Source organism: Noviherbaspirillum denitrificans (assembly GCF_002211445.1).
GTDB classification, from domain to species: domain Bacteria; phylum Pseudomonadota; class Gammaproteobacteria; order Burkholderiales; family Burkholderiaceae_D; genus Noviherbaspirillum; species Noviherbaspirillum denitrificans.
Map to the genome: position 1 here is coordinate 1,042,667 of NZ_LSTO01000001.1, position 12,862 is coordinate 1,055,528.

The 12,862-nt window shown below is 60.5% G+C and carries 9 protein-coding genes; 5 read left to right on the top strand and 4 right to left on the bottom strand.

The genetic code is table 11. The annotated features are described in order from the left end of the window. Both gloB and AYR66_RS05215 read left to right on the top strand, forming a co-directional pair. Positions 1–697, top strand: a 697-nt coding sequence (gloB, locus tag AYR66_RS05210) for a hydroxyacylglutathione hydrolase (RefSeq protein ID WP_088709611.1), incomplete at its 5' end; no start/stop codon positions are given. 122 nt (positions 698–819) lie between these two features. After that, entirely contained in the window at positions 820–2,337 is a 1,518-nt protein-coding gene (locus AYR66_RS05215; protein ID WP_088706643.1) for a transglycosylase SLT domain-containing protein, read from the top strand. A gap of 8 nt (positions 2,338–2,345) precedes the next feature. Here AYR66_RS05215 and AYR66_RS05220 read toward each other — a convergent pair whose 3' ends face one another. From AYR66_RS05220 to AYR66_RS05235, 4 genes are read right to left on the bottom strand one after another with little or no spacing between them, the layout of a single operon-like run. Next, entirely contained in the window at positions 2,346–3,962 is a 1,617-nt protein-coding gene (locus AYR66_RS05220; RefSeq protein WP_088706644.1) for an ABC transporter ATP-binding protein, read from the bottom strand. Next, entirely contained in the window at positions 3,959–4,996 is a 1,038-nt protein-coding gene (locus tag AYR66_RS05225) for an ABC transporter permease (protein ID WP_088706645.1), read from the bottom strand. The genes AYR66_RS05220 and AYR66_RS05225 overlap by 4 nt, the downstream gene beginning before the upstream one ends. Then, a complete protein-coding gene (locus AYR66_RS05230; RefSeq protein WP_088706646.1) occupies positions 4,993–6,054 on the bottom strand; it encodes a microcin C ABC transporter permease YejB in 1,062 nt (353 codons plus the stop codon). The genes AYR66_RS05225 and AYR66_RS05230 overlap by 4 nt, the downstream gene beginning before the upstream one ends. Beyond that, complete coding sequence (locus tag AYR66_RS05235; protein WP_088706647.1) at positions 6,054–7,853, bottom strand: extracellular solute-binding protein; 1,800 nt, start codon at positions 7,851–7,853, stop codon at positions 6,054–6,056. The genes AYR66_RS05230 and AYR66_RS05235 overlap by 1 nt, the downstream gene beginning before the upstream one ends. A 337-nt stretch (positions 7,854–8,190) precedes the next feature. On the opposite strand from AYR66_RS05235, the gene fabI reads away from it, so the two are divergent. The 3 genes from fabI to leuA all read left to right on the top strand — a co-directional run bounded on the left by fabI (position 8,191) and on the right by leuA (position 12,834). After that, positions 8,191–8,973 carry an enoyl-ACP reductase FabI gene (gene fabI, locus AYR66_RS05240; RefSeq protein WP_088706648.1) on the top strand — a complete coding sequence of 261 codons (783 nt, stop codon included), beginning with the start codon at positions 8,191–8,193 and terminating at the stop codon, positions 8,971–8,973. A 314-nt stretch (positions 8,974–9,287) separates the two neighbouring features. Beyond that, positions 9,288–10,682: a DEAD/DEAH box helicase gene (locus AYR66_RS05245; RefSeq protein ID WP_088706649.1), complete on the top strand. Its 1,395-nt coding sequence runs from the start codon at positions 9,288–9,290 to the stop codon at positions 10,680–10,682. A 460-nt stretch (positions 10,683–11,142) separates the two neighbouring features. After that, on the top strand, positions 11,143–12,834 hold the full coding sequence (leuA, locus tag AYR66_RS05250) for a 2-isopropylmalate synthase (protein ID WP_088706650.1): 1,692 nt from the start codon (positions 11,143–11,145) through the stop codon (positions 12,832–12,834). The last annotated feature ends 28 nt before the right edge of the window (positions 12,835–12,862 follow it).

The following is a 12,862-nucleotide window of genomic DNA, read 5'->3' on the forward strand; positions in this document are numbered from 1 at the left end:
TGTCGACCCCGGCGATGCGGCGCCGATCCTTGCGGCGCTCGCCGAACACGGCCTTGCCTTGGCCGCTATTCTACTGACACATCACCACGCTGACCATGTCGGCGGCGTACCCGCCTTGCTGGAACGCTATCGTGTGCCGGTATTCGGCCCGCGTTCGGATGGTATCGCGCAAGTGTCGCAAGCGTTAGGCGAAGGCGATATCGCTCGTGTCCCCGGGCTTTCGCTCGATCTCCGCATCATCGACGTTCCCGGCCATACGCGCGGGCACATTGCCTATTACAGCGCGGAAAATAACTGGCTTTTCTGCGGCGACACGCTGTTTGCCGGCGGCTGCGGCCGGTTGTTTGAAGGCACACCCGAACAGATGGCAAATTCGCTCGACAAACTTGCAACGCTTCCTGAGCAAACGCAAGTCTTCTGCGCGCACGAATATACTTTGGCCAATTTGCGCTTTGCTAACGAGGTCGAGCCGGATAATATGCAATTGACAACGCGCATCCGTAGCGAGCAGTCCAAGCGCGACCAAGGCATCCCGACGGTGCCTTCGACAATAGGCCTGGAGAAGGCCACCAACCCGTTTCTCAGGTTCCGTGAGCCCCATATAGCAGACCGGCTCATGTCCCGTGGAATCATTTCCACCCGGGAACCAATTGCTGTTTTTACTGCCTTACGCGAATGGAAGAATTCCTACCGTTAAGGCGTTGCCCGTTTTGCAATTAAAGCAATAATTCTTGACGCAGGAAAAGACCATTACGTAAACTCACTCGATTTACCCGGCGTGACGATTGCCGTGGCACCAATAACAGCAAGCGAGGCCCCATGCAGCCGCTGAAAACAAGAAACCTCCAAGTTGCAGCGTTAGTCATCCTCGGAGCCCCCCTCGCGGCCCAGGCCGCAGATCTTTCCCTCCCCCTCTACAACTGGTCCCAAGTGTCGGCGCTGGAGCGCCCTTACGACCCGAACGACCCGCTCGCGCAGGTATTGTCGATGGAGGAAGTGGACGTCTGGGCGCGCATCCGCAAGGGTTTTGCCATTCCTGACCTGGATAATCCGCTGGTGGCGAACCATGTCGACTGGTACACGGCCCGTCCGGACTATATCCAGCGCACGACGACGCGCGCTTCGCGCTACCTGTTCCACGTGGTGCAGGAGCTGGAAAAACGCAACATGCCGACCGAGCTGGCACTACTGCCTTTCATCGAGTCCGCATTCAATCCGCAGGCCTATTCCAGCGCGCACGCCGCCGGGATGTGGCAGTTCATCCCGTCAACCGGACGCGACTACAACCTGACCCAGAGCATGTTCAAGGACGAGCGCCGCAATGTGCTCGCCTCGACCGACGCTGCCCTGACCTACCTGCAAAAGCTGTACGGCATGTTCGGCGACTGGCAATTGGCGCTGGCAGCCTACAACTGGGGTGAAGGCTCGGTGCAGCGCGCAATCAACAAGGCGCGGGCGGCGGGTGTACCGGCCGACTTCAATGGCCTGTCGCAGTTCATGCCCACGGAAACCCGCAACTACGTGCCGAAGTTGCAGGCAGTGAAGAACCTTATTGCGGCGCCGGGCGAATATGGCATCACGCTGCCCAAGGTGGATAACCAGCCCTACTTCGTCACCATCGGCAAGACGCGCGACATCGACGTCAAGGTCGCAGCCCAGCTTGCCGAGTTGTCAATCGACGAGTTCAAGGCGCTGAATCCGCAATTCAACCGTCCGGTGATTCCGGCCGGCGCAGGGACGCAAATCCTCCTTCCGCAAAGCAATGCGGAAAAATTCAAGTCCAACCTATCGCGCTGGGGACGCGCGCTATCGTCCTGGACCGCGCACAAGGTCACGAGCGCGAAAGAAAGCATTGCGAGCATCGCGAAGAAGTTCGGCACCACGCCCGAAGTCATCCGCGAGGCCAACAACATTCCACCGAAGATGGTGGTGACGGCGGGTTCGACGGTGCTGGTGCCGCGCAGCGACAATGCCCCCGAAAAGGATATCGCGCCGGAACTGGTCGAAACGGCCAGGCTGGTGACCGCGCCCGACGTGCCCGAAACGCGCAAGATCTATGTGAAGGTCGGCAAGAAGGACAGCCTCGCGTCGATCGCCCAGCGTTACAAGGTGAGCGTCTCGCAGATCAAGTCGTGGAACGAACTGAAGCAGGACAAGGTTGCCAGCGGTACCCGCCTCGAGCTCAATGTGCCGAACAAGGCATCCGCAGGCAAGGCATCTCCCGCACGGCAAGTAGCGAAAAGCGCGCCTTCCCATCGCAAGGCCGCCCCTGCACCGTCACGCAAGACAAAGGCGACCGCCTCCAGCAGCAAGTCCGGCAAGAGGCGCTCAAGCTAATTCGGGAATCAGGCCGGCGCAACGCCGGCCTGCCGTACCGAAGTCTTGCTGAGGGTTGAATACGTTGCCGCTGCGAGCAACCGCTGGGTGTAAGCCTGCGACGGATTCGACAGCACCTCCTCCGTTTTTCCCGCCTCCACCACTTTCCCGTCTTTCATCACCATCACGCGATGCGCCATCGCGCGGATGACCGCGAGATCGTGGCTGATGAAGAGATAGGCCATCCCATACTTGCGTTGCAGCTCCGCCAGCAGCAGCAAGACCTGCTGCTGCACCGAAACGTCGAGTGACGACGTCGGCTCGTCGAGCAGGATCAGCTCCGGCTTGAGCACAAGTGCACGTGCGATCGCGATGCGCTGGCGCTGCCCGCCGGAAAATTCATGCGGATAGCGGGACATCATCTCCGGTGCCAGGCCGACCTCGGACAAGGCATTGGCGACTTCCTTGCGAATCCCCTCGCGCCCCAGTTGCGGCTGGTGCAGTTCAAGACCTTCGCCGACGATCTGCTCGATCGTCCTGCGCGGCGACAGGGAAGCAAACGGGTCCTGGAACACCACCTGCATCTTCGCCCGCATCGGCCGCAACGTGGCGCTGGACATGTCGCTGATCGGCTGGCCCAGGAAACCGATCTTCCCCTCCACGCTTGCCGGCGAGAGGCGCAGCAGCGCCATGCCGAGGGTAGATTTGCCTGAGCCGGATTCGCCTACAATGCCCAGGGTCTCGTGCGGCTTGATCTGCACGTCGACATCGTCGACCGCAACAAAGGGCGTCGTCTTGAACCAGCCGCGCTTGATCGAGAAAGTGCAGCGCACACGCTCACCAGTCATCAGCGGCGGCGCGTTTTCATCTACCGAATCCACGACGCGCTGCGGGTGGCTGGCGAGCAGCTTGCGCGTGTATGCCTCGCGCGGATTGGCAAACAGGTCGTGCGTTGTCGCCGTCTCGATCAGCCTGCCCTTCTCCATCACGCCGACACGATCAGCGAAATGGCGAACCAGATTGAGGTCGTGCGTGATCATCAGCACGGCCATGTTTTCCTCGCGCTGCAACTGGTTTAGCAGTTCAAGGATCTGGACCTGGATGGTCACGTCGAGTGCGGTGGTCGGCTCGTCGGCAATGAGCAGCTTGGGCTTGCAGGCGAGCGCCATGGCGATCATGGCGCGCTGGCGCTGGCCGCCGGAAAGCTGGTGCGGGAAAGCCAGAGCGCGGCGCTGGGGCTCGGGGATGCCGGTTTTCTCCAGCAGTTCGATGGTCCGCTGCGCGGCGGCCTTCGCGCTGATGCCTTCATGGAGCATCAGCACTTCGGCGATCTGGTTGCCGATGGTGAACAGCGGATTGAGCGCGGTCATCGGTTCCTGGAAGATCATTGCGACATCCTTGCCGCGCACCGTCCGCATTGCCACTTCCGGCTTCTGCAAGAGGTCTTGTCCTTCGAACAGGATGCGGCCGCCGTACTGCGCGTCGTGGTTCAGGCGCAGGATGGAAAGCGAGGTGACGGTCTTGCCCGAGCCCGACTCGCCGACCAGTGCAAACTTCTCGCCCGCTGCGATGGAAAAACTGACATCGCTGACGACGGTTGCCGGACCGAAGCCGACCCGCAGGTTCTGCACATCGAGCAGGCTCATGCCTTCCTCCGCACGTCGAGTGCGTTGCGCAGGGCATCGCCGATATTGGTCAGGAGCAGCAGCATCATGGTCAGCACAACGAAGGTCGACATAGCGATCCACCAGGCATCGAGGTTGTTCTTGCCCTGCGCCAGCAACTCGCCGAGACTGGGTGTCGGCGGCGGCACGCCAAGGCCGAGGAAGTCGAGGCTGGTCAGCGCAAGGATGGCCGCGCTCATGCGGAACGGCAGGAAGGTCACCACCGGCGTCAGGCTGTTGGGCAGCACATGGCGCCAGATGATCTGGCGGTTCGACAAGCCGAGTGCACGCGCCGCCTGCACGTATTCCAGGTTGCGGTTCCGCAGGAAATCGGCACGCACATAATCCGACAATCCCATCCAGCCAAACAGCGACAGCAGGATGAGCAGCAGGCCGAAGCCGGGCTCGAAAATGGACGCGAAAATGATGAGCAGGTACAGCTCTGGCATCGATCCCCAGATTTCCATGAAGCGTTGGAAGAACAGGTCGGTCCTGCCCGCAAAGTATCCCTGGATCGCCCCCGTCAATACACCAAGAATCACACCGGTAATCGTCAACGCCAGCCCGAACAGCACGGACACGCGGAAGCCGTACAGCAGGCGCGCAAACACGTCGCGTCCCCGGTCGTCCGTGCCCAGCCAGTTGTCCGCCGAAGGCGGTGCCGGATTGGGCGACTTGGCGAAATAGTTGAGCGTGTCGTAACGGTAATGGTTGATCGGATAGATTGCCCAGTTACCATCGCGCGTGAACTGGTCCTGGATGAAGGGATCGAGGTAATCGGCCGGCGTATCGAAATCGCCGCCGAACACCTTCTCCGAATACGTCTGCACGATCGGGAACATGATGTGCCCGTTGTATCGCACGGCAAGCGGCTTGTCGTTGGACACGATTTCCGCCGCGAGGCTGATGCCGAACAGCACGCCAAAAATGATGAGGCTCCAGTAGCCGCGGCGGTTCTGCTTGAAGCGCAGCCAGATGCGCCGTCCCGGCGAGATGGATGTTGTCGTTGTTTTCATCGGTTCAGGCTTTCGAACTGCACGCGCGGATCCGCCCACACGTAGCACAGGTCGCCCAGCAGCTTGACCACCAGGCCGATCAGCGTAAACAGGTACAGCGTGCCCATGACCACCGGATAGTCACGGCGAACCACTGATTCATACGACAGCAACCCGAGGCCGTCGAGCGAGAACAGCGTTTCGATCAGCAGGCTGCCGGCGAAGAAGGCGCCGATGAAGGCGGCCGGGAAACCGGTCACCAGCGGAATCAGCGCATTGCGGAACACGTGCTTGTAGAGCACCGTCTTCTCGCTCAGGCCCTTCGCGCGCGCGGTCAGCACGTATTGCTTGCGGATCTCCTCGAGGAAGGTGTTCTTGGTGAGCATGGTCATCACGGCGAATGATCCAGCGACCGACGCAGTGATCGGCAGCGTGATATGCCATAGGTAATCCAGCACCTTTCCGAACCACGACAGCTGCTCCCAGTTGTCCGACGTCAGGCCGCGCAGCGGGAACCATTGCACGAAACTGCCGCCGCCGAACATCACCAGCAGGAACACGCCAAGCACGAAGCCGGGAATGGAATAGCCGATCAGCACCGCGATACTGCTCGCCACATCAAAGCGGCTGCCTTCGCGCACCGCCTTTGCGATCCCGAGCGGCAGCGAGATGAAATAGGTCAGGAAGAAGGTCCACAATCCGATGCTGATCGACACCGGCAGCTTCGACTTCACCAGTCCCCAGACATCCTTGTGGTGATAAAAGCTCTGCCCGAGATCGAAGGTCGCAAAGCCCTTGAGCATTTGCCAGAAACGTTCCATCGGCGGCTTGTCGAAACCGTAGAGCGCCTGGATTTCCTTCACCCGTTCGGCATCGACGCCTTGCCTTCCACGGTATTCGGCACCGCCGCCCCCAGTTGCTTCGCCGCCGGCCACCTGCCCTTTTTTCAGTTCCATCAGCGCCTGTTCGACCGGGCCGCCGGGAACGAACTGGATGACGGCGAAAGTGATCGCGATGACGCCGACCAGTGTCGGGATCATCAACAGGATGCGCTTGCCAATGTAGGACCAGATATTCATCAGCGCTCCTTCTGCTGCCACCAGGTTGAAATCACGTAAGGGTCAGCCGCGTAGTACAGCGGCATCTTTTCCGGGATGCCGAAGCGGTTGCGGTAAGCGACTCGATGCGTCGAGGAATACCAGTGCGGCACCACAATGTACTTGTGCAGCAGTACGCGGTCGAGGGCACGTGCCGCGGCCACCAATTCCTTGCGCGACTCGGCCGAGACCAGGTTGGGCACCAGCTTGTCGACCGCGGGATCCTTCAGGCCCCAGGCGTTGTTCGAGCCCTTCTCGTCCGCTGCCTTGGAGCCGAACATGTCGAACATCTCGTTTCCCGGACTGGTCGTATCGGGGAAACGGATGCTGGTCATGTCGAAGTCGAACTCTTCCATGCGCTTTTGCACCAGCGCGTAATCCGCGGTGCGCTGGTTGACGGCGACGCCGAGCTTCTGCAGGTTGCGCACATAGACGCTGATGATGCGCGACAGCGCTGACTGGTCATCCAGGATTTCGAAGGCGAACGGCTCGCCCTTGCTGTTGCGCAAGGCCCCATCGCTGTATTCCCATCCGGCTTCCTTGAACAGTGCCTTCGCCTGCAACAGGTTGGCTCGCAGGGAATTCGGCGGATCAGTGCGCGGCGGCACTGGCGCTTCGCCGAACACGGCCGGGTCGAGCTTGTCCCGCAGCGGCTCCAGCAGCTTCAGCTCGTCCGGTCCCGGCGTTCCTTTGGCGGCCAGTTCGCTGTTGTTGAAGAAGGAATAGATGCGCGTGTACTGGTTGTAAAAGAGCTGGCGGTTCATCCACTCATAGTCGAGCGCCAGCCCGAGCGCCTTCCGCACGCGGATATCCTGGAACTGCGGCCGGCGCAGGTTCATCACGAAGCCCTGCATGCCGGCGCCGTTGGAGTGTTTCAGCTCGCGCTTGATGATTTCGCCGCTCTTGAACTTCGGCCCGATGTAGGCGCGCGCCCAGTTCTTGGCGCTGTATTCGACCACCACGTCGAACTCGCCCGCCTTGAAGGCTTCCAGCCGCGCGACGTCGTCCTTGTAGAAGCGGTAGATGATGCGGCCGAAGTTATACATGCCGCGACGCGACGGTACGTCGTCGCCCCAGTAGTTGGGATCACGCTTGTAGCTGATGGCGCGGCCGACGTCGTAGCGGTCGATCAGGTAGGGGCCGGTCGCAATCGGCGGCTCGAGCTGGATCTTGTCGAAGCTGGTGCCGGCGCCCCACTTGCGCGAGAACACAGGCAGCCCGCCGACGATCAGCGGCAGTTCCCGGTTGAGCGCCTTGAAATCGAAGCGGACCGTCCGGTCGCCGGTCACCACGCATTGCTTGACGTCGGCGAAGATCGACTTGAACTGCGGCGCGCCCTTTGACACCAATGTGTCGAAGGAATGCTTCACGTCGGCTGCGAGCACCGGGTCGCCATTGTTGAACTTTGCCTTTGGATTGAGGCGGAAGGTCATCGACATGCGGTCGGGCGACAGTTCCATGTCTTCTGCCAGCAGGCCGTACATGGTGGCAATCTCGTCTGAGGAGCCGGTCGCCAAGGTCTCGAACATCAGGTTGGAAATGCCGGCCGCGGCGACTCCCTTCAACGAAAACGGGTTGAACTTGTCGAAGCTGGTGCGGCGGTCGGGATTGGCCAGGTACAGCTCGCCGCCGCGTGGCGCGTCCGGGTTCACATAGTCGAAATGCTTGAAACCCGCCGGATACTTGGGCGTGTCGTACAGCGAGAACGCATGAGCGGCAAGCGCGTCGCCGACTTGCAGCAGCGCGCCGGCGAGCAGGAAAGGGATGAGGGTTTTTCGCATTCGCCTGTATAGCCTGTATATATAGGATGCAGCCTAGCCTTAAGGGTGGCCTATTGTACCGAAGGAGAAAACAGGATTACCAATTCGCCAAGTTGTCCTTGCCCTTCGGTAAGCATGCGTGATCGTTTTAGCATGACAAACAACCAACACCGTTGAGGTTAACCAAGCGCTTAAAAGGTTGCCGTCCGCTCCAACCCAACCTACAATCTTGCCCAGTTTGAAAATCCGGGGCCCGAAAACCGCTTAATCAAGCGCTTTTCCGGCGATTCTTGACCGCAAAAAGGCGGCCTGAACCCGTAACGCGATAAAATACGCACCAAATTTTCTGGAGTCGTTCATGGCATTCCTGCAAGGCAAAAAAATTCTGATCACCGGCCTCCTGTCCAACCGTTCCATCGCCTACGGCATCGCCCAGGCATGCAAGCGGGAAGGCGCGGAACTGGCCTTCACTTATGTCGGCGAACGCTTCAAGGACCGCATCACCGAGTTCGCCAAGGAGTTCGACAGCGAACTGATCTATGAATGCGATGTCTCCAGCGACGAGCAGATCAACAACCTGTTTGCCGACCTCGCCAAGAGCTGGGACCACCTCGACGGCCTCGTGCATTCGATCGGTTTCGCTCCGCGCGACGCAATTACCGGAGATTTCCTAGATGGTTTGTCACGCGAATCGTTCCGTATCGCACATGACATTTCGTCGTACAGCTTCCCGGCAATGGCGAAGGCCGCCCTGCCGATGCTGCGCCCGAACTCCTCGCTGCTGACCCTGACCTACATGGGCTCGACCCGCGCCACGCCGAACTACAACACCATGGGCCTGGCCAAGGCATCGCTCGAAGCCAGCGTGCGTTACCTGGCAGAATCGCTCGGCCCCAAGGGTATTCGCGTGAACGGCATTTCCGCCGGCCCGATCAAGACCTTGGCTGCCAGCGGCATCAAAGACTTCGGCAAACTGCTCGGCATCGTCGCCGCACATGCGCCGCTGCGCCGCAACATCACCATTGAAGATGTCGGCAATACCGCAGCCTTCATGCTGTCGGACCTCGCATCCGGCATCACCAGCGAAATCACCTACGTCGACGGCGGCTTCTCGCACGTCATGTACGCGCCGGAAGAGTAATGCGAACGGGGCGGGTCAATCCCGCCCCTCTTCCAAAATAAGCCAACGGCAAGCCGGAATACTATGTATAATGCCCGGCTGTGCATTGCACAATGAATGCACTTTCGCAGCATCGCAAACCCAGTAGTTATCTATAAAGCCCTCCGCCTTTTGGTGTCGTTTCGTTAAATCGGACACCGTCCCGGCGCAAAGCTTTGTGCCGAAATTTCTCAGAAGAATTCTCAGTTGTTTCGTTGGTTGGCGTTGCCTTTTCAATACGTCCGTGAACGCGTCTTGAGCGTGGTCGCGGCGTTGTAATTTAAGAAAGAAACACAATGACATTTGAAACACTTGGCCTGCATCCGAATATCGTCAAAGCACTTTCGGAAGCCGGTTACAGTAAGCCGACCCCTGTCCAGGAGCAGGCAGTCCCCGCGGCGCTCGAAGGCCGCGACCTGCTCGTTTCCTCGCAGACCGGTTCCGGCAAGACCGCAGCCTTCATGCTGCCGGCGCTGAACAAGCTTGCCGGCGCAGAACAGTCGTTCCAGCCCGGCCAGAAGACGCCGAACCAGGAGCGTCAGTCCGCCCGCTCGCGTGGCGAGCGTCCCCGCTTCCAGCCGGCCCAGCCGAAAATGCTGGTCCTGACCCCGACGCGCGAACTCGCGCTGCAGGTCACCACCGCCGCCACCAAGTACGGCACCTACCTGCGCCGCGTGCGCACCGTGTCCATCCTCGGCGGCATGCCGTATCCGAAGCAGATGCAACTGCTGGCCAAGAACCCGGAAATCCTGATCGCCACCCCGGGCCGCCTGATCGACCACATGGAGTCGGGCAAGATCGACTTCTCGCAGCTGCAGATCCTGGTGCTGGACGAAGCCGACCGCATGCTGGACATGGGCTTCATCGAAGACATCGAGAAGATCGTCGCCGCCACGCCGGAATCGCGCCAGACCATGCTGTTCTCCGCGACCCTCGACGGCGTCGTCGGCAGCATGGCCAAGCGCATCACCCGTGACCCGCTGGTGATCCAGATCGCCAGCGCCGCAACCCGCCACGAAAACATCCAGCAGCGCGTGCACTTCGTCGACGACCTGTCGCACAAGAACCGCCTGCTCGACCACCTGCTGCGCGATTCGTCGATCGATCAGGCTGTGGTGTTCACCGCCACCAAGCGTGACGCCGACACCATCGCCGACCGCCTGAACATCGCCGGTTTTGCTGCCGCCGCACTGCATGGCGACATGCACCAGGGCGCGCGCAACCGCACGCTTGACGCGCTGCGCCGCGGTCATGTGCGCGTGCTGGTGGCAACCGACGTTGCCGCTCGTGGCATCGACGTGCCGGGCATCACCCACGTGGTGAACTACGACCTGCCGAAGTTCCCGGAAGACTACGTGCACCGCATCGGCCGTACCGGCCGTGCAGGTCGCAATGGCCTGGCGATCTCGCTGGTGAACCATTCCGAGAACATCAACGTCAAGCGCATCGAGCGCTTCACCAAGCAGTTGATCCCGGTCGACATCATCGAAGGCTACGAGCCGAAGAAGACCGCGTCCGCGCCGCGCACCGCGCGCAAACCGGGCGGCTGGAAGCCGGGCGACGGCCGTGGCGGCAAGCCGGGCCAGCGTTCCTTCAGCAAGCCGGGCGCTCCTCGCAAGGAAGGCGGCTACAACAAGGGTTCGCACTTTGGCGACAACGGCGGCGGACGCCGTTCCTACGGCGATCGCTGATCCTCGCTGCTCGAATCAAACGGCCACTTCGGTGGCCGTTTTTCATTTGCGGAGTGCATGCGGATCCGCGCCTTGCTTGACAACACTGCGTGTGCTCTTCTACATTAGCCAGATGTTGACCGCATTCGCACAACGTCCCTCCCTGCTACTAGTGCCCGCCCTGCTATCGGCGACGGCACTGCTGCGCCTGGCGCGCTGATACCTTCCCCCTCCTGTTGTTTGTTGTTACTGCATGCCGTCCGCATGCATCGATCGATTTCTCGAAAGCCGTCAATCCATGTATTTCAAGCGCATTCCGGTCGCAGTCATCAAGGGCAAGCTTATTGCCATGATGATCTTTGCCCGTGCGCTTTCGCTACTGCCGCTACCGACCGGTTGCCTGGCCTCGCGCTAGTGGCAGTCAGGCAGCCATTCCGCCACATCTGAAGTTTCCGTTTTCCACCTGTCAAAGAGGATAACCATGGTGTTGCAGAACCCTGCGGCGAAGTATCGCCCCTTTCCCCCCGTCCAACTCACAAGCCGCAGCTGGCCCGACCAGGTCATCAGCAAGCCGCCTGTCTGGTTGAGCACTGATCTGCGCGACGGCAACCAGTCGCTCATTGAACCCCTGAGTCCGGAATCCAAATTGCGCTTCTTCGACATGCTGGTCGGGATCGGATTGAAAGAAATCGAAGTCGCGTTTCCATCCGCGTCCCAGACCGATTTCGATTTCGTGCGCAAGCTGATCGAGGAAGATCGCATTCCGGATGACGTCACGATCGGCGTCCTGACGCAATCGCGCGAAGACTTGATCCGCCGCACTATCGAGTCGGTGCGCGGTGCGAAGCGCGCGATCATTCATCTCTACAACGCGGTTTCCCCGGCTTTTCGTCGCATCGTGTTCGGCATGTCGCGCGAGGAAGTGCGCGAAATTGCAGTGAGCGGCACGCGTCTCATCAAGGAACTGACGAAGCAATATCCGGAGACGGAATGGGTCTTCCAATACTCGCCGGAGACGTTCAGCATGACGGAGCTGGATTTTGCCAAGGTCATGTGCGATGCCGTCTCGGCCATGTGGCAACCGACGCCGCAGCGGAAAATGATCATCAACCTTCCCTCGACCGTGGAATGCGCGACGCCGAATGTCTATGCGGACCAGATCGAATGGATGCATCGCAAGCTGTCGCGCCGCGATTCCATCATTCTCAGCGTCCACCCGCATAACGACCGCGGCACCGCTGTCGCATCGGCCGAACTTGCGCTTATGGCTGGCGCCGACCGTGTCGAGGGATGCCTGTTCGGGAACGGCGAGCGGACCGGCAATGTCGACCTCGTTACACTGGCCATGAACCTCTACACGCAGGGCGTGCATCCGGGACTCGACTTTTCGGATATCGATGCCGTGCGCAAATGCGTGGAAGAATGCAACCAGATTCCGGTCCATCCACGCCATCCCTACGCGGGCGACCTGGTCTACACGGCGTTCTCCGGCTCGCACCAGGACGCCATCAAGAAAGGATTTGCCCAGCAGCGCCCGGATACGATCTGGGAGGTTCCCTATCTCCCGATCGACCCCGCAGACGTGGGCCGCAATTACGACGCCGTCATCCGCGTCAACAGCCAGTCCGGCAAGGGCGGCATGGCCTATCTGCTCGAGAATGCCTACGGATTGAAGCTGCCGCGACGCCTGCAAATCGAATTCAGCCGCGCAGTACAGCAGGCAACCGACGGCACCGGCAAGGAAGTCAGCGCCGAGGACATTTACAGCCTCTTCCGGCATGAATACCTGGAAGCCGATACTCCCTATACGTACCGGTCTCACCGCATGAGCGAGGATGACGCCGCCGGCGTAACGAAAGTGGAAGCGGACCTGCATCGCGGCGGCGCTGCCTGGCATGTCGGCGCAAGTGGAAACGGGCCGATCGACGCGTTTGCACGTGCACTGGGAATCGACGTCGTCATCATGGACTACCAGGAACACGCGCTTGGCTCCGGCGCCGGTGCACGTGCCGCCTGCTATGTCGAGTTACGTGTGAACAACGGCCCTTCACTGTTCGGTGTCGGCATTCACGAGAACATCGTGACGGCATCCTTTGTTGCCGTGTTGCGCGCGATTAACCGTCACAACGCCCAGCAGGATGGACTCGAAGGCACGGCCATGAAAGCAGCCTGATCGCGGCTCAAGTCAAAAGCGGTCACCT

What these genes read in the sequence shown, in the direction of transcription:
- AYR66_RS05215 (WP_088706643.1), top strand. Translation starts at nt 820, where the DNA reads ATGCAGCCGCTGAAAACAAGAAACCTCCAAGTTGCAGCGTTAGTCATC.
- AYR66_RS05220 (WP_088706644.1), bottom strand. Translation starts at nt 3,962, where the DNA reads ATGAGCCTGCTCGATGTGCAGAACCTGCGGGTCGGCTTCGGTCCGGCA.
- AYR66_RS05225 (WP_088706645.1), bottom strand. Translation starts at nt 4,996, where the DNA reads ATGAAAACAACGACAACATCCATCTCGCCGGGACGGCGCATCTGGCTG.
- AYR66_RS05230 (WP_088706646.1), bottom strand. Translation starts at nt 6,054, where the DNA reads ATGAATATCTGGTCCTACATTGGCAAGCGCATCCTGTTGATGATCCCG.
- AYR66_RS05235 (WP_088706647.1), bottom strand. Translation starts at nt 7,853, where the DNA reads ATGCGAAAAACCCTCATCCCTTTCCTGCTCGCCGGCGCGCTGCTGCAA.
- fabI (WP_088706648.1), top strand. Translation starts at nt 8,191, where the DNA reads ATGGCATTCCTGCAAGGCAAAAAAATTCTGATCACCGGCCTCCTGTCC.
- AYR66_RS05245 (WP_088706649.1), top strand. Translation starts at nt 9,288, where the DNA reads ATGACATTTGAAACACTTGGCCTGCATCCGAATATCGTCAAAGCACTT.
- leuA (WP_088706650.1), top strand. Translation starts at nt 11,143, where the DNA reads ATGGTGTTGCAGAACCCTGCGGCGAAGTATCGCCCCTTTCCCCCCGTC.